Origin of the sequence: Mongoliitalea daihaiensis (genome assembly GCF_021596945.1) — a bacterium.
Lineage (GTDB): Bacteria > Bacteroidota > Bacteroidia > Cytophagales > Cyclobacteriaceae > Mongoliitalea > Mongoliitalea daihaiensis.
In genome coordinates this window covers 895,042-912,045 of sequence record NZ_CP063779.1, presented here as the reverse complement: position 1 = coordinate 912,045, position 17,004 = coordinate 895,042, and the positions used below count along the sequence as shown (strand labels likewise).

Here is a 17,004-nt window from a genome sequence, read left to right as displayed (position 1 = left end):
GTTGCTTTTGGGTAGCACTACCACCGGAAAGCATGGAGTAAAAAACGATTACTATCCATAAGTAAAACAGATCATTCTTCACCGGTACCACTGCATGGCCTTACTGACAATCTTCAAAACATGGCGTATGTTGGAATGAGTAAAGCAATGAGTCATTTACCTATGTAAAAAACTAAATAAATACCCTGATCAGGGTATTTTTTCGTTGGAGGGTATTTAGTAGGTTTAGGGAGTTGAAAATACGGCTGAAAAATCAGACTTAGCAAGCTTCCGTAGGGTATATATGGGTGGGTTTTTCAGACATATAAGTAAGTTGTGGTGCATTTAAAGACGAACGATGACAGAGAAGATAATTCTATATACAATAATTGGAATAGCCGTTTCGACAGCTCTTGCCTTTTTGACTAAAGCGACAGGAAAAGCGGTTGCATCGGACGAAAGTGGATATTTCAATTTAAGAATGAATAAGCTTTATGGGATTATGGGAATTGTCGGTTCACTTTTCGGACTACTGTTCCTGATTTTCCTTCCATTAACAGCAGGGGTAAATGACAGTGGAGTTTGGATTGGCGTTATTCTAATGCTACTCATTTTTTGGGGAACAGGAATACCTTGCTTAATGTACTACCGAAATCATAGAGTAACATTTGGCGACAATTCGATAATTGCGACCAATGTGTACGGAAAAGTGAAAGAAATAAAATGGTCGGACATTTCTGATATTAGATTTAAAGCTCTTTCGGGATTATTGGTTTTGAAGACACAAAACGAGCAAGTAAAAGTTCATCAACATCTCGTTGGACTATCAAAATTTGTTTAATTCATTGATATTAAAAAAAATTGGACTCTTAAATAATTGAAAGTACCAATAGTAAAAAAATAAAAAACGACACCACAACAGCGTATATAACTTATGGCGGGAAAAGGGATAAATTCAAGCTTTGTGCTTTTAAGTAAGTTTGTTGCAAGCCGACAAGAAAGTGCTTCAAAAACCGCCACAAGTCATATACGCAAAACGTTACCTGCTATTATAAATGAGGACACGACAGAACAACATATTACCTTTACAGAATGACCAACCTGAATTAGTTTTCATTTTTGGTGCAGGCTCTTCATATCCAGACGGAATACCAATACAATCTGATATTATCCCAATAATATTAAACAATAACGACTTACAAATAACCAAATCGGAACCAGGCAAACAGATTAGAGAGTTTTTACAAGAAAATTTTTCGATAAACGGAAAACTACCCACACTTGAAGAAGTATTTGGTTTTATAGACTTTCACCTAAATAACTCCTTTAGTTTATCAAGTAAATGGACTATAACAGAATTGATTAAATTAAAAACCAATCTGACTAAAATACTTCACTATGTAATCAGTAGCAAAACCAAGACAAGTGAAAATTTTAGGCAATTTTGGGAAACAATCAGAATAAACAGAAAACAAATTGGTGTAATTACAACTAATTATGACACACTAATTGACGAAGCTTTTGACAAAATTTATAGTGATTATTTAGTTGATTATTGCATTGACCTAATAAACTTCCGATACCCAAACAACATAACGCCTTTTGATTGGTGGGAAAATCCCAATAGACCGGTAACTCAATTCGGTGAACATACACCTATCAGGACAAAACTTATAAAAATTCACGGAAGCTTAAATTGGAAGTATTGTAGCTGTTGTGCTCAAGTAGGTCTGACACCTTGGCAACATAGAATTAACCTTAAAACTGATTCTTTTGAGTCTTTTACTGAAAGTCAAATTACAACTTGCCCTTTTGACGGACATAAATTGACCTCATTAATACAAGTCCCTTCGCATTTAAAATCCAACAACAACTTTATTTTTAACAAACTATACGAAGAAGCAGGCTATACAATACGTGGAGCTAAAAAATTAATATTTATTGGTTATTCATTTCCTGAAGCTGACGTTCATATCCGTGCTTTGGTAAAGAGACACTTCAATCCCGAAAATGAAATAATTGTAATAAATAAAAGTTCAGCGAAAGACTTGGTTCATAGATATGAAACACTTTCCAAAAATGTAAACTATAAAGAAATGACTTTTGAGAAATTCTTAAAATCACGACTATTTGACAACTTAATGAATGAAAATAACAGCAGGTAACATTTAGCCCACTAGAGAAAAGTCCTCGAAAAAAAGCCCTGATAGGAGAAAAAAATCTATCAGGGCTTTTTGCTAGTGGCTGTTGACTGACATTCGCAGGGTGAAGGTCTTGCTAGGTGGAATAGTAGGCTGGTTGGTGGATTTTAGGAAGCGGTTGTTTCTGTTTTTCGATGACTTTGGGAGTTTTTGCTTTGCTTTGGGCATGACTTCCCCCACCCAACACCTGGGGATTTGAATTTTCGGCATGTCTTGGACCCAACCCTTGATTTCTTGGATCCAGAAATTGGATCAAGAAGGTGCGGGATTTGGTTTAAGAGGTTTTGGCTTTCTTCCTGGTTTGTCCCTAGTATCAAAGATGGTCTCCATTCTTCCATGTTCGCAGCAGGGACATTTGTGGATATCCCTGCCGTATTTTTCAAACATTCTGATCTGGAATGGGATGATGACTTTGGGTTTGGCTGGTTGCATATTAAGTGACGACCCTATCAGTGCCAACCGTTCAGTTTTTTCCTGTAGTCTCAGGTATCCGAAGTGTCGGATTTTGACAAACCTTTTTGGCAATATATGCTGCTCAAACCGTCGAAGGAATTCCTGATGGGTAAGCCACATCTGTTTTGTTTTGGAACCGTCTGAATAGTCTTTGTATTTGAACTTGATGTGTGTTGCGTTGACCTCAAGGATTCGGTGTCTGGTGATGGCAATCTTGTGTGTGTAACGTCCAAGATATTCCACTACCCTGTCAGGCGAACCGAAAGGAGCTTTGGCATAGACGTTCCATTTTTTGAACCTTATGGCTTTCAGTAAGCTGTTTTTATTTCCAATCCAGCCAATTGAGCTGTCTTTTTCCAACCCTTCCATGAAGATTGCTTTGAATATATTTGCCATACTTTTCTGTGGAAAAAGGAATCGGTTGTTTTTGCGTTTGGCATCTACCCATCTCTGTCCGTCATATCCTCCGGCACTGACGATGCAGTGGACGTGAGGGTGAAAACTAAGATCCTGTCCCCATGTGTGCAGTACCATTGTGATCCCCGGTTCGGCACCAAGGTATTCAGGCATCTTTGCATGCTTGAGCAGGGTTTGGGAAGCTGCCAGAAACAAAAGGTCGAATAGCTTAGCTCTGTTCCCCATGAATACTGGATTGAGTTCATGTGGCAGGGTAAAGACAATGTGATAATAGGCGGTAGGTAGGAGTTCCCATTCTACTCTCAATCCAGGCATCCCTTTTCATGCTTCCACAGTTGGGGCAGTGCCTGTTGCCGCAGGAATGGTATCTATGGGCGATGTTTCCACAATGCAGCTCATTGCACCTGCTGAGGTGATACCCTTTTGCGGCGGTATGACAGGCAGTAAGATCGGCAAAGACCGCTCTGCTGTAAGGATTGAAGTTGGAGATGGATTGATGCCTGAACAGGGACTGAAAAGAAACATCAGTTTCCATGACCGAGCAGGTCAAGAGGAGAGACGAGTTTATCCCTGCGCTGTTTGGTCAGGTGGAGATAGATCATGGTAGTCTCTATCTTGGAATGTCCAAGTAGCTGCTTGATGGTATGGATGTCCGTACCGGCATCCAAGAGGTGTGTAGCAAAGGAATGCCTGATAGAATGTGCAGAAAAACCATACTGTTCAAAGCCCGCCTGATTCATGGCCATGCGGATGGCATGCTGTATGGAGCGGTCGTTCATAGCTTTGCCTGGAGTTTGTCCTTCAAAGAGAAAGACTTTCGGCTTGTGTACCCTGTAATATGCTTCGAGTAGAGGAAGAACGGCAGCAGGAAGGATTGTAAACCTGTCCCTACTACCTTTACCAGCCACAATTTTGAGCTGCATGTCTGTCCGAGAAATATGTTTCATTTCCAAGAAACGAAGTTCGCTCAGCCTGATCCCTGTTCCATAGAACAGAGCAATGATGGCTTTATGCTTTATATTGGTAGTAGATTGGATTACATGACTGATCTGCTCTTGGGTGAGAATCTCAGGAAGCCTGAACTCCTTTCGGGGATAGAGGGCGTGAGGCACTACGTAGGGCGAAGGCAAAATGTGTTTAAAAAAGAAGCTACAGCTTTGGGCTGTCATTCTACATTTATCTCTACCCACCGCATGTTCTTTTTTGATGTAGTTGATGTAGGAGGCGATGTGATCTTGGGTGAGCTGCTCAGGATTGAGATGATTGAAATAGGCAAAAATAAAGCGCATTTCGGCCATATAGTTGCGGATGGTCATGGGGGAATATGCTTTTGCTTCTAGGAAAGAAGCGAGTTTTAGCAAATACCCCTGAGCGGAATCATTGAGGGCTACGGTGCCCAGCGTGTTTTTTTTGAGTTTTCATGATGAAAGATTTTGATATAACTAAAAATAAGTAGAATTTAGGTAAATCGCTCACCCGTAGGGTGTCAGTTCAACAGCACCTACCCAAAAGTGGCGGTTCAGGGCTTACTTGAAGCTTTGTGCTTCGTATCAAGTTCAGTGCTGGCAGACAGTTTAGTGCTTCGAAATCCGCTTCTTCGCCAAGCGCCAAAACGTTGACAGAAGTGTAGCGCTGTTCAGAGCTGGTTTAGCTATGGGGATTAAACGAATGGAGTGGATGGTATACCCTGAAGAATCTTTACCAATAAATCCGATAATCTTGACCACTTTTTTTGATCAGTTATCAGTTGCTTTAGGGTATAACTTCCATCGGAAATCATGGAGAAAAAAAACGATCACTATCCATAAGTAAAACAGATCATTCGTCACCGGGACAACAGCATGGCCTTACTGACAATCTTCAAAAGATGGCGTATGTTGGAATGAGTAAAGCAATGAGTCATTTACCTATGTAAAAAACTAAATAAATACCCTGATCAGGGTATTTTTTCGTTGGAGGGTATTTAGTAGGTTTAGGGAGTTGAAAATACGGCTGAAAAATCAGACTTAGCAAGCTTCCGTAGGGTATATATGGGTGGGTTTTTCAGACATATAAGTAAGTTGTGGTGCATTTAAAGACGAACGATGACAGAGAAGATAATTCTATATACAATAATTGGAATAGCCGTTTCGACAGCTCTTGCCTTTTTGACTAAAGCGACAGGAAAAGCGGTTGCATCGGACGAAAGTGGATATTTCAATTTAAGAATGAATAAGCTTTATGGGATTATGGGAATTGTCGGTTCACTTTTCGGACTACTGTTCCTGATTTTCCTTCCATTAACAGCAGGGGTAAATGACAGTGGAGTTTGGATTGGCGTTATTCTAATGCTACTCATTTTTTGGGGAACAGGAATACCTTGCTTAATGTACTACCGAAATCATAGAGTAACATTTGGCGACAATTCGATAATTGCGACCAATGTGTACGGAAAAGTGAAAGAAATAAAATGGTCGGACATTTCTGATATTAGATTTAAAGCTCTTTCGGGATTATTGGTTTTGAAGACACAAAACGAGCAAGTAAAAGTTCATCAACATCTCGTTGGACTATCCAAATTTGTTGAATTCATTGAGATTAAAACAAAATGGACTCGTAAAGAATTGAAAGTACCAATAGGAAAAAAATAAAAAACGACACCACAACAGCGTATATAACTTATGGCGGGAAAAGGGATAAATTCAAGCTTTGTGCTTTTAAGTAAGTTTGTTGCAAGCCGACAAGAAAGTGCTTCAAAAACCGCCACAAGTCATATACGCAAAACGTTACCTGCTATTATAAATGAGGACACGACAGAACAACATATTACCTTTACAGAATGACCAACCTGAATTAGTTTTCATTTTTGGTGCAGGCTCTTCATATCCAGACGGAATACCAATACAATCTGATATTATCCCAATAATATTAAACAATAACGACTTACAAATAACCAAATCGGAACCAGGCAAACAGATTAGAGAGTTTTTACAAGAAAATTTTTCGATAAACGGAAAACTACCCACACTTGAAGAAGTATTTGGTTTTATAGACTTTCACCTAAATAACTCCTTTAGTTTATCAAGTAAATGGACTATAACAGAATTGATTAAATTAAAAACCAATCTGACTAAAATACTTCACTATGTAATCAGTAGCAAAACCAAGACAAGTGAAAATTTTAGGCAATTTTGGGAAACAATCAGAATAAACAGAAAACAAATTGGTGTAATTACAACTAATTATGACACACTAATTGACGAAGCTTTTGACAAAATTTATAGTGATTATTTAGTTGATTATTGCATTGACCTAATAAACTTCCGATACCCAAACAACATAACGCCTTTTGATTGGTGGGAAAATCCCAATAGACCGGTAACTCAATTCGGTGAACATACACCTATCAGGACAAAACTTATAAAAATTCACGGAAGCTTAAATTGGAAGTATTGTAGCTGTTGTGCTCAAGTAGGTCTGACACCTTGGCAACATAGAATTAACCTTAAAACTGATTCTTTTGAGTCTTTTACTGAAAGTCAAATTACAACTTGCCCTTTTGACGGACATAAATTGACCTCATTAATACAAGTCCCTTCGCATTTAAAATCCAACAACAACTTTATTTTTAACAAACTATACGAAGAAGCAGGCTATACAATACGTGGAGCTAAAAAATTAATATTTATTGGTTATTCATTTCCTGAAGCTGACGTTCATATCCGTGCTTTGGTAAAGAGACACTTCAATCCCGAAAATGAAATAATTGTAATAAATAAAAGTTCAGCGAAAGACTTGGTTCATAGATATGAAACACTTTCCAAAAATGTAAACTATAAAGAAATGACTTTTGAGAAATTCTTAAAATCACGACTATTTGACAACTTAATGAATGAAAATAACAGCAGGTAACATTTAGCCCACTAGAGAAAAGTCCTCGAAAAAAAGCCCTGATAGGAGAAAAAATCTATCAGGGCTTTTTGCTAGTGGCTGTTGACTGACATTCGCAGGGTGAAGGTCTTGCTAGGTGGAATAGTAGGCGGGTTGGTGGATTTTAGGAAGCGGTTGTTTCTGTTTTTCGATGACTTTGGGAGTTTTTGCTTTGCTTTGGGCATGACTTCCCCCACCCAACACCTGGGGATTTGAATTTTCGGCATGTCTTGGACCCAACCCTTGATTTCTTGGATCCAGAAATTGGATCAAGAAGGTGCGGGATTTGGTTTAAGAGGTTTTGGCTTTCTTCCTGGTTTGTCCCTAGTATCAAAGATGGTCTCCATTCTTCCATGTTCGCAGCAGGGACATTTGTGGATATCCCTGCCGTATTTTTCAAACATTCTGATCTGGAATGGGATGATGACTTTGGGTTTGGCTGGTTGCATATTAAGTGACGACCGTATCAGTGCCAACCGTTCAGTTTTTCCTGTAGTCTCAGGTATCCGAAGTGTCGGATTTTGACAAACCTTTTTGGCAATATATGCTGCTCAAACCGTCGAAGGAATTCCTGATGGGTAAGCCACATCTGTTTTGTTTTGGAACCGTCTGAATAGTCTTTGTATTTGAACTTGATGTGTGTTGCGTTGACCTCAAGGATTCGGTGTCTGGTGATGGCAATCTTGTGTGTGTAACGTCCAAGATATTCCACTACCCTGTCAGGCGAACCGAAAGGAGCTTTGGCATAGACGTTCCATTTTTTGAACCTTATGGCTTTCAGTAAGCTGTTTTTATTTCCAATCCAGCCAATTGAGCTGTCTTTTTCCAACCCTTCCATGAAGATTGCTTTGAATATATTTGCCATACTTTTCTGTGGAAAAAGGAATCGGTTGTTTTTGCGTTTGGCATCTACCCATCTCTGTCCGTCATATCCTCCGGCACTGACGATGCAGTGGACGTGAGGGTGAAAACTAAGATCCTGTCCCCATGTGTGCAGTACCATTGTGATCCCCGGTTCGGCACCAAGGTATTCAGGCATCTTTGCATGCTTGAGCAGGGTTTGGGAAGCTGCCAGAAACAAAAGGTCGAATAGCTTAGCTCTGTTCCCCATGAATACTGGATTGAGTTCATGTGGCAGGGTAAAGACAATGTGATAATAGGCGGTAGGTAGGAGTTCGTCCATTCTACTCTCAATCCAGGCATCCCTTTTCATGCTTCCACAGTTGGGGCAGTGCCTGTTGCCGCAGGAATGGTATCTATGGGCGATGTTTCCACAATGCAGCTCATTGCACCTGCTGAGGTGATACCCTTTTGCGGCGGTATGACAGGCAGTAAGATCGGCAAAGACCGCTCTGCTGTAAGGATTGAAGTTGGAGATGGATTGATGCCTGAACAGGGACTGAAAAGAAACATCAGTTTCCATGACCGAGCAGGTCAAGAGGAGAGACGAGTTTATCCCTGCGCTGTTTGGTCAGGTGGAGATAGATCATGGTAGTCTCTATCTTGGAATGTCCAAGTAGCTGCTTGATGGTATGGATGTCCGTACCGGCATCCAAGAGGTGTGTAGCAAAGGAATGCCTGATAGAATGTGCAGAAAAACCATACTGTTCAAAGCCCGCCTGATTCATGGCCATGCGGATGGCATGCTGTATGGAGCGGTCGTTCATAGCTTTGCCTGGAGTTTGTCCTTCAAAGAGAAAGACTTTCGGCTTGTGTACCCTGTAATATGCTTCGAGTAGAGGAAGAACGGCAGCAGGAAGGATTGTAAACCTGTCCCTACTACCTTTACCAGCCACAATTTTGAGCTGCATGTCTGTCCGAGAAATATGTTTCATTTCAAGAAAACGAAGTTCGCTCAGCCTGATCCCTGTTCCATAGAACAGAGCAATGATGGCTTTATGCTTTATATTGGTAGTAGATTGGATTACATGACTGATCTGCTCTTGGGTGAGAATCTCAGGAAGCCTGAACTCCTTTCGGGGATAGAGGGCGTGAGGCACTACGTAGGGCGAAGGCAAAATGTGTTTAAAAAAGAAGCTACAGCTTTGGGCTGTCATTCTACATTTATCTCTACTCACCGCATGTTCTTTTTTGATGTAGTTGATGTAGGAGGCGATGTGATCTTGGGTGAGCTGCTCAGGATTGAGATGATTGAAATAGGCAAAAATAAAGCGCATTTCGGCCATATAGTTGCGGATGGTCATGGGGGAATATGCTTTTGCTTCTAGGAAAGAAGCGAGTTTTAGCAAATACCCCTGAGCGGAATCATTGAGGGCTACGGTGCCCAGCGTGTTTTTTTTGAGTTTTCATGATGAAAGATTTTGATATAACTAAAAATAAGTAGAATTTAGGTAAATCGCTCACCCGTAGGGTGTCAGTTCAACAGCACCTACCCAAAAGTGGCGGTTCAGTGGTTAAATCAAGCTTTCCCACTTTGGCGGAACAAGTCGTGCTTCTGTCAAAGTTTCCCGCTTTTGCGGGACAAGTTATGCTTGGTTGACAGTGAAGTGCTCCGAAGTCTGCAACATGTCATATCCGCAAACTGCCGTCCTCCATTACTTTAACAGAACTGCCATTAGAACATCAGAAATATAAAGTTTGCAATGAACAAGAAAATTAGATGGATTTTAATTGCGGTACTGATAGTCACGATTGCTTATTTAGCTTCATTGTCTGACTCATCAGAAGATGAATCCATCAGGTTGGTTGATATCAATAGATATATATCAAAGGAAGAAATGTGTATTGATCTGGATCACTTAACAAGCACCTTTGAGAGGATTCACCCGAATCCCTATAGATTTTTCCCAAAAACCCATCACCAATCAAAGATCGACTCCATAAAGCTACAGCTTCCAGATAGTTTGACCATGATAAACTTTTGGCGTATGATCGACCAAATAATCATTGGTTACAATGATGCGCATTCCAATGCGATTGATAGGTATGTTCTCTCAGATTATGTACAAAAAGGGAAACTATTCTTTCCCCTTTCGGCAAGAATAGTTGATAATAAAATACTTGTTTCAGGAAGTGAAAATCAAGAGCAGGTTTTGCCCGAAAATACAGAAATAATAAAAATTAATGGGAAGACTTCTGATGAATTGATTAGCGATTTACTCACCCACGCTACACGAGAAACCCACTCACTAAAACTTTTGGAAATATCGGATGATTTGGGGTTCTATTTATGGAAAACCTACCCTTGGGAGGAAGATTTTAACATTCATTTTAAAGCAATTGAAAGTTCCAGTATAGATTCAATTCTTGTAACCGGCATAAAATGGGAAAGCCGAAAAGGGTTGATGAAAAATCAAACTGAATCATACAGTTTCAACTTATTGGATAACCAAGTTGGCTATATGAAAATTTCAGACTTTACTGGTGATGAAAAAGAAATTAAACGCTTTTACAAACAATCCTTTCAAACATTAAAAAACAATAATTCCGCGCACTTAATAATAGATGTTAGAGGGCACACAGGAGGTGCTGACAGCTACGGTGAACATTTAGCACGGTATTTTGCCACAGAACCATTTAGAAAGTTATCCAAAGCATATTGGAAAATAACTCCGGAATTTAAAGAAGCATTTGACAGAAAGTTTGTGCCTAAAAGTATCCGATGGTTTAAACCAATTTACTTAGTGAATGAATATGCGAGTATTTTTTATGGTGCAAAACTGAATGAAATGGTAGAAGTCAATTATGAAATGATCCATCCACTTCCGCTTACAGAAAGATTCATTGGAAATGTATATTTGATTACAGACCATAACACCTTTTCGGCAGGATCAATCTTCGCTGAAATGTTTAAGTTTTACAATATGGGTCAGGTAATTGGACAAGCAACGGGTAATTTATACTCTTTCAATGGTTTTGCTTTGGCTCATTTTGCTTTGCCTAATTCTAAGCTGACGTATCAAATTTCTTCGGTTTATAATTTAGCTAATAAAAAAGAAGAGGGCATGAAATCGGTTGAGCCAGATGAATTTCTTAACTTAGAAGTGGATCCTGTAAATTATATTTTCCGAAATTATATAGATAACTGAAAGAGTGCAAAAAAACCGAGTATCTGTGGTCCATGCCCCCTTCATATATAAGATAAAAACGTGAGCATCATGATAGAAGAATTACCAGATAACACCTGGCCTGTACCGAAACTTGTCTTTTTGGTAGATTGGGGATCACTAAGAAATATTCCATTTCAAGAAGTTGATGGCTTGGAAATGGTGCCACAAGTGTTAGAATATAGACATAGCTTTAGTCCTGTATTTTCTACCAGCAGCGTACCTGGGAGTGGTGGACAGCATAAGCCTATTTTCTTGAAGAATGGGCTAGTTAGTAAAGAGAGTATTTTTTGGGATTGGTATAGACAAATTCAGTCGGGTACCGTTTATCGTCAAGATCTTACCATTTCATTGGCGGATGAAAGTGGGGCTGTAATCATACTATGGACCTTAAGAAATGCTTCGTTAGCAAAACTTGTTTTTACAGATAATGCAGAGGTAGGGCAAAGCGGAGTAGCTATAGATCATATGGAAGTTTATCATGGAGGGATTGAAACAAATAAAAGATAAACAGGTAACTATACCCAGCAAATAAAGAAAAAAACCAATGCTTAGTAGCATTGGCTTTAACCATAATTTAGTCCCTAAGTAAATATTTTTAGTCCCTTATAAATACCATTAGTTTACCCCTCCCAATCGGAGTTCTGTTCTTCTGTTGAGCTGATGCATGGCTTCTGTGCATGGGATGGCTCCACAGTCGTTGACCGGCTGGGTTTTTCCAAACCATTGGTACTGCATGCGTGCAGCATCCACTCCCCTGTTGACTAGGTAGTCCATCACCACCTGTGCCCTGCGCTCGCTCAGCCCTTTGTTGTACTCCTCGCTGCCTCGCTGATCGGTATGGCCTGCGATAGATAGCTGTAGGTTTTTCATGCGGTTAAGCATGATGGCCGTACGTTCGAGTTCTTTCTTATGCACTGATCTCAATGTATTTTTGTCAAAATCAAAGTAGATGGTCGGAAGGCTGTTCAGTTCATTTCGCAGGCTGTCAAACAGGCCGTTGATATCGCAGAGGTCTTTACCCATCAGCTCCTTGGGCAGCTCATACTGCTTGTCTTTGTCGGGGAATGCCTCGAGTACCAGTTCACTTCTTCTGTTGAGCTGATGTGCCGGCTCCGGACAGGGTACCCCGTCCCCACAGTCGTTGGTGAGTACTTCCTCTCCATACCATTCAAGCCTGATACGCTCCGCCCCGATGTTGTAGCCTGCTAGGTAATCCTTGACAGCATCCGCCCGGCGCTGACTCAGTGCCTCGTTGTATGCCCTGCTCGCCCTTGAATCTGTGTGGCTGCCCACCAACAGATCAAGGAAGCTGTATCGGTTCATCAGCTCTGCTATCTTGTCGAGTGCTTCCTGTGCATCTTTTCTGATTTTGGATCTGTCCAAATCGTAGTAGACAATATCCACATATACGGGTGTCTGATAAGGGATGGCTGCAAGCCTGTATTCACGCTCGAGCTTCTCCTCCTTCAGGTTGACCGTACTCAAGGTGTTGTCCGTGATGGTGAAATAGCCTTTTTTGCTGATCACCAATCCGAATTCCTTTTCTGGCTCTAGGTCTGCCAATAGTTCTCCAGTGGCTCCTCGCTTGGTATTTAGCTGATCGCCTCCTTTTTGGCGAAGGTCTGCGTCAAACTCCTCGGCGATGATGTTGCCGTCGCAGTCGATCACCCGAGCGATCAGACGCTTGTGCAGATCTTCGACCAAGTAGATGTCATCCAGACCCATGCCGCCCTCTCGGTCCGAAGACAGGTAACGCTTGCCGTCCGAAAACTCTACATAGGCAAAATCATCCCTTGGGCTGTTGAACGGTACGCCCATGTTTTCAGGAGTGCCGATGCTTGCTGCACTGTACGGGGCACGGAAGATATCCATGCCTCCCAATCCTACATGGCCCCTGGAACTGAAGTAAAACCAGTCCCCTACACGGGAAGGATGGCTTTCGCTCTCCATGGTATTGATCCCGCTGCCGAGGTTGACAGGCTCTCCGAAGGTGTCCACCCCATCATACTCCACATAATAAATATCGTAACCCCCATAGCCTCCTTCCCTGTTGGAAGCAAAATAGAGTCTGCCGCTTTGCGCATCGTAAAAGGCGTTCATCATCCCGTATTCCAGCATGCTGTTGTGCGGGAAAGGCTTACTGTCGGAGACCGTACCATCTGCCTGTAGATTTCCGTAAAAAATCCCTGGGAAATTGGTCAGCTTCATGCTCTGCTTTCTGCTGCCTACCTTGGTCTGCCCCACAAAGGCGGTGTACATGATTTTGCTTCCTTCCCCGTACACGTGAACATCGGATACGTGCTGTACGCCTTCCAGATCGATCACGATAGGCTTGGCCTCTTCCGAACCTTCCTTGACATAAAGTCTGTAGTACTCGCGCTCGTTGAAATTACTCTTCTCATCGGAGAACAGGTTGTTTTTGGCATCCAGTCTGATGGCCTTGCGCTTGGAGGAGGAAACCCCACCCCTGTCGCTGGAAAAATATTGGCTGTCTTCATGACGGGAAAGTCCGAAGTCCGAGCCGCTGCTGTTGATGCCTTTGGGTTGTACCAGTTTCACGTTTTTGCGCTCTCCGTAAAGTTTTTCAAGCGTCTCCAGGTCGAGGCCAGGAAAATCAAAGCTGCTGTATCCGCCTGCTGTGAGGAAAGCATTGAGGTCTTCCGCCTCTCCTGCCTGCATCGCTGCCATCAGGTAGAGGTAAAAATCATCCTTGTTAGACTCTTCGTAGGCTACTGTTTTACCCCACCATTCGAAGGCTTTGTCATAATCCCTCAGGGTCTGATAGGTCACTGCCAGCTTTCGGGCTGTCTCGTACGTTTCTTTGCGTGCATACGCTTCACCGTATACCTGGGCTGCATGCGCGTAGTTTTCTAGTTCAAACTGCTTGTCTGCAAACCTGAGCAGGGGACGCTGCGCCTCGGCGGTGATTGTGTACATGAACAGCAGCAGGGCTGCCAAAAATTTGATATAAGTAGTTTTGCTTCTCATGATCAGAACCATCTCGGGTTTTTAAGTTTAACATTCCGCGGAGTAAGATAATAACCTACCGAAAATTCGTGGGAATTGTTTCTATAATTCTGCAAGGCATTCAGATTGGCATCGTAGGCATAGCCGATACGCAGATTTTCTGTCGCAAAGATCTCTGCTATGAAAGCCACTGCTGTGCGGTTGTTGAGCGTACCTTCTAGGTTTTCGTTCCACATCCGTATGTTGGAACGGTAGCTGGCTCCGAGCCACAGACGCTCCATAAACAAGAACATTCCGTTGATGTCGACACTGGTCGGTGCACCCTTTACTTCCTTGATCAGAAAGCTAGGCTTAAACTCCACACGATCGGACACGGGAATCAATGCCCCTGCGGTAATGTAGTAATGAAAATCGTGAAAAGCGAGTGAAATATCCTCACGCTCTAGAACTCCTCTGCCGACCATGTTGAAGGCACTCACACCTGCATAGAAGCGGTCGGTATGGAAAAAAGCACCCATGTTCATGTTAGGGGTAAACATCACCTCTGTTCCTAGGGGAAGATTTGGATCCAACTGATCTACTGGATCGAGCATACTTCCATCGATCATGTATTGGCTGGCCCCAGCACTGATACCCAGACCAAGGAAACTCTCCTTACCGGTCTGAATGCGGTAGCTGTATGTCAGCATTCCTGTAGAAGTACTGGTAGGTCCAATCTGATCACTCAAGAGGGATACACCGAAGCCCATCAGGCCTTCATTGGCACTTAGGTCAGCTGTGATTGTAAAGGTACGGGGAGCACCTGGGAAATTTACCCATTGGTTACGGAAGGTGCTCTGAATGTATCCTTGGTTTTTATACCCTGCATAAGCAGGGTTGATGTGTAGCCCGTTAAAAATGTACTGGCTAAACTGCGGAAGCTGTTGCGACCAAGATTTTGATGGAACCAAAACGGTTATGGTCAAAGCGATTATCAGAAATCCAAAAATCTTTTTCATACATCGTTAATTTTTAGCAGTTGATAACCTCGATTCGGTTGTTGATTCCAGAAATAATCACTGGCTAGTCAAGTTAGAGTTCAATCGAATGCTTTGGTTAAAGCTGTTCTTAGGGATATTTTATTTTGAAATGATAAGTATTTGAAATCCTTAAAATTTCAAATATTTATTTCTGCTGTAAAAATACACTTTTTTGTTTTTCATATCAAAGAGAAATCGAAAAAATTTTTATTTGTAATTCATTTTTTTAGCAATGAAATACTTTTTAATGTATTTCTAAACAATGGATAATGCGTAAAAAGCAAAAAAAAGAGGCATTTAGCCTCTTTTAACTTATTTTCTTCGTTCTTTTTTAATTTTCTTGATGTATTCTTTTATAATACGTATTCGATGATTTTCTCCCAAAATCTCTTTGGGAATAATCCTTTCCAGGCTCCACTGCATAAAACAACTATTTAGGTGATGAGTAAATAACGAATTACAAAGACGAAGGTTTATTCTTCCTAGTTTTTTTCATTCATTGCAGTGACAGGATCTAATAAATTTGATAACTTGAAACATCAATCAGCTTTAACTTGTCAGAGCAACTCATGGAAAATACCGCGCATACCATTGATAGAATATTTAGTTTACAGCAAACTCAAGCGATTAAGCAACGGAGAAGCCCGGTAGCAGCAAGAGTCAAACTTTTGACGGCCCTTTTAAATTGGATCAAGGATCATCAAGAAGACATTCGAAAAGCTATCCATGCAGATTTTAAAAAGCCGTATACAGAAATTGATATCAGTGAAATCTTTGTAGTCACATCTGAAATCAATCATACGCTGAAACATTTGTCTTCATGGATGAAACCGAAGAAAGTTCCTACTCCTTTAACTATGCTCGGCAGCAAATCCTATGTGCAGCTAGAACCTAAAGGCGTCTGTCTGATAATTGCTCCATGGAATTATCCTTTCAATTTGGCTTTGGGGCCTTTGGTATCTGCTTTGGCTGCTGGCAATACAGCGATCATCAAGCCTTCCGAAATGACTCCACATACCTCCGCACTGATCAGAAGATTATGTGCAGAAGTGTTTGATGAAAACGTGGTTGCGGTCATAGAAGGAGAAGTGGAAGTTGCCCAGCGCTTACTTCAAAAGCCATTTGACCATATATTTTTCACTGGTAGTCCGATGGTAGGTAAACTTATTATGAAAGCAGCTGCTGAGCACTTGACTTCGGTTACGCTGGAATTGGGGGGGAAATCTCCAGCGGTAATTGATCAGCGAGTGGATCTAAAAGATGCGGCCTCGAAACTCGTGTGGGGTAAATTTGTCAATTGTGGTCAGACCTGTATAGCACCGGATTATTTGTTAGTTCAGACTTCGGTCAAAAAACAACTCGTGGAAGCGATTAAAACAAGCTTGGAGGACATGTATAATCCCTCAGCAAAAGGGGTTCAAGCATCCCCTGATTATGCCCGTATCGTGAATACCAAGCATTTGCAGCGATTGTCCCAACTCTTGCAGGATGCTGTTTCCAAAGGAGCCGTGGTCGAGTATGGAGGTACCATAGATGTATCTGAAAACTACTTTGAACCAACATTGATTTCACATGTGACACAAGACATGGCTATCATGCAGGAAGAAATTTTCGGTCCATTACTTCCATTGATGGAGTATCAAGAAATTGACGAGGCGATTGATTACATCAATGCTAACCCTAAACCGTTGGCGCTGTATACGTTTTCTAATTCTGATTCATTCAATCGAAATGTGATTGCGAGTACTTCTTCCGGAGGCGCCGTAGCCAACGATTGTGTATTGCATTTTCTTCAAACGGAGCTACCATTTGGGGGAGTCAATAACAGTGGTATCGGAAAAGCACATGGCTATTATGGATTCCTCGCTTTTAGCAATGAAAAGGCTGTGATGGAGCAGCGCATTGGATTGACTGCATCAAAACCCCTTTACCCACCCTACGGAGCCATGGCCAAAAAAGTCGTAGCCTCCTTATTGAAATGGTTTTAAT

General features: G+C 41.4%; 11 protein-coding genes and 2 pseudogenes. 7 read left to right on the top strand and 6 right to left on the bottom strand.

Translation table 11 applies throughout. From position 1 onward, the window contains the following. Positions 1 to 337: 337 nt before the first annotated feature. Together IPZ59_RS03755 and IPZ59_RS03750 are read left to right on the top strand one after the other, a co-directional pair. Complete coding sequence (locus tag IPZ59_RS03755) at positions 338 to 820, top strand: hypothetical protein (RefSeq protein ID WP_236138546.1); 483 nt, start codon at positions 338 to 340, stop codon at positions 818 to 820. A gap of 214 nt (positions 821 to 1,034) precedes the next feature. After that, positions 1,035 to 2,144 (top strand): SIR2 family protein, encoded by a 1,110-nt coding sequence (locus IPZ59_RS03750; RefSeq protein WP_236138541.1) that lies wholly within the window; start codon positions 1,035 to 1,037, stop codon positions 2,142 to 2,144. 288 nt (positions 2,145 to 2,432) lie between these two features. Here IPZ59_RS03750 and IPZ59_RS03745 read toward each other — a convergent pair. Both IPZ59_RS03745 and IPZ59_RS03735 read right to left on the bottom strand, forming a co-directional pair. Continuing rightward, positions 2,433 to 3,585 (bottom strand): annotated as a pseudogene (locus IPZ59_RS03745) (IS91 family transposase). Next, positions 3,575 to 4,411, bottom strand: a complete 837-nt coding sequence (locus tag IPZ59_RS03735; protein ID WP_262912251.1) for a tyrosine-type recombinase/integrase — start codon at positions 4,409 to 4,411, stop codon at positions 3,575 to 3,577. Before IPZ59_RS03735 ends, IPZ59_RS03745 begins: the two are co-directional and overlap by 11 nt. A gap of 723 nt (positions 4,412 to 5,134) precedes the next feature. On the opposite strand from IPZ59_RS03735, the gene IPZ59_RS03730 reads away from it, so the two are divergent. Together IPZ59_RS03730 and IPZ59_RS03725 are read left to right on the top strand one after the other, a co-directional pair. Next, positions 5,135 to 5,680: a hypothetical protein gene (locus tag IPZ59_RS03730; protein ID WP_236138542.1), complete on the top strand. Its 546-nt coding sequence runs from the start codon at positions 5,135 to 5,137 to the stop codon at positions 5,678 to 5,680. A gap of 151 nt (positions 5,681 to 5,831) precedes the next feature. Then, positions 5,832 to 6,941, top strand: coding sequence for an SIR2 family protein (locus IPZ59_RS03725; protein ID WP_236138541.1), 1,110 nt, complete (start codon positions 5,832 to 5,834; stop codon positions 6,939 to 6,941). A 287-nt stretch (positions 6,942 to 7,228) separates the two neighbouring features. On the opposite strand, the pseudogene IPZ59_RS03715 reads toward IPZ59_RS03725, so the two are convergent. Together IPZ59_RS03715 and IPZ59_RS03710 are read right to left on the bottom strand one after the other, a co-directional pair. Next, positions 7,229 to 8,382, bottom strand: a pseudogene (locus tag IPZ59_RS03715) (IS91 family transposase). Then, positions 8,372 to 9,208 (bottom strand): tyrosine-type recombinase/integrase, encoded by an 837-nt coding sequence (locus tag IPZ59_RS03710; RefSeq protein WP_262912250.1) that lies wholly within the window; start codon positions 9,206 to 9,208, stop codon positions 8,372 to 8,374. Before IPZ59_RS03710 ends, IPZ59_RS03715 begins: the two are co-directional and overlap by 11 nt. Before the next feature lie 354 nt (positions 9,209 to 9,562). Between IPZ59_RS03710 and IPZ59_RS03705 the strand changes: the two genes are divergently transcribed. Next, on the top strand, positions 9,563 to 11,008 hold the full coding sequence (locus IPZ59_RS03705) for a S41 family peptidase (protein ID WP_236138537.1): 1,446 nt from the start codon (positions 9,563 to 9,565) through the stop codon (positions 11,006 to 11,008). Positions 11,009 to 11,077: 69 nt separating this feature from the next. After that, positions 11,078 to 11,536, top strand: coding sequence for a phage tail protein (locus IPZ59_RS03700; RefSeq protein WP_236138536.1), 459 nt, complete (start codon positions 11,078 to 11,080; stop codon positions 11,534 to 11,536). A gap of 108 nt (positions 11,537 to 11,644) precedes the next feature. Here IPZ59_RS03700 and IPZ59_RS03695 read toward each other — a convergent pair whose 3' ends face one another. Continuing rightward, entirely contained in the window at positions 11,645 to 14,029 is a 2,385-nt protein-coding gene (locus IPZ59_RS03695; protein WP_236138535.1) for an OmpA family protein, read from the bottom strand. Continuing rightward, positions 14,020 to 14,994 carry a PorP/SprF family type IX secretion system membrane protein gene (locus IPZ59_RS03690; protein WP_236138534.1) on the bottom strand — a complete coding sequence of 325 codons (975 nt, stop codon included), beginning with the start codon at positions 14,992 to 14,994 and terminating at the stop codon, positions 14,020 to 14,022. Before IPZ59_RS03690 ends, IPZ59_RS03695 begins: the two co-directional genes overlap by 10 nt. A gap of 590 nt (positions 14,995 to 15,584) precedes the next feature. On the opposite strand from IPZ59_RS03690, the gene IPZ59_RS03685 reads away from it, so the two are divergent. Further along, positions 15,585 to 17,003, top strand: a complete 1,419-nt coding sequence (locus IPZ59_RS03685) for an aldehyde dehydrogenase family protein (RefSeq protein ID WP_236138533.1) — start codon at positions 15,585 to 15,587, stop codon at positions 17,001 to 17,003. Position 17,004 lies beyond the last annotated feature (1 nt).

What these genes read in the sequence shown, in the direction of transcription:
- IPZ59_RS03755 (WP_236138546.1), top strand. Translation starts at nt 338, where the DNA reads ATGACAGAGAAGATAATTCTATATACAATAATTGGAATAGCCGTTTCG.
- IPZ59_RS03750 (WP_236138541.1), top strand. Translation starts at nt 1,035, where the DNA reads ATGAGGACACGACAGAACAACATATTACCTTTACAGAATGACCAACCT.
- IPZ59_RS03730 (WP_236138542.1), top strand. Translation starts at nt 5,135, where the DNA reads ATGACAGAGAAGATAATTCTATATACAATAATTGGAATAGCCGTTTCG.
- IPZ59_RS03725 (WP_236138541.1), top strand. Translation starts at nt 5,832, where the DNA reads ATGAGGACACGACAGAACAACATATTACCTTTACAGAATGACCAACCT.
- IPZ59_RS03705 (WP_236138537.1), top strand. Translation starts at nt 9,563, where the DNA reads ATGAACAAGAAAATTAGATGGATTTTAATTGCGGTACTGATAGTCACG.
- IPZ59_RS03700 (WP_236138536.1), top strand. Translation starts at nt 11,078, where the DNA reads ATGATAGAAGAATTACCAGATAACACCTGGCCTGTACCGAAACTTGTC.
- IPZ59_RS03695 (WP_236138535.1), bottom strand. Translation starts at nt 14,029, where the DNA reads ATGGTTCTGATCATGAGAAGCAAAACTACTTATATCAAATTTTTGGCA.
- IPZ59_RS03690 (WP_236138534.1), bottom strand. Translation starts at nt 14,994, where the DNA reads ATGAAAAAGATTTTTGGATTTCTGATAATCGCTTTGACCATAACCGTT.
- IPZ59_RS03685 (WP_236138533.1), top strand. Translation starts at nt 15,585, where the DNA reads ATGGAAAATACCGCGCATACCATTGATAGAATATTTAGTTTACAGCAA.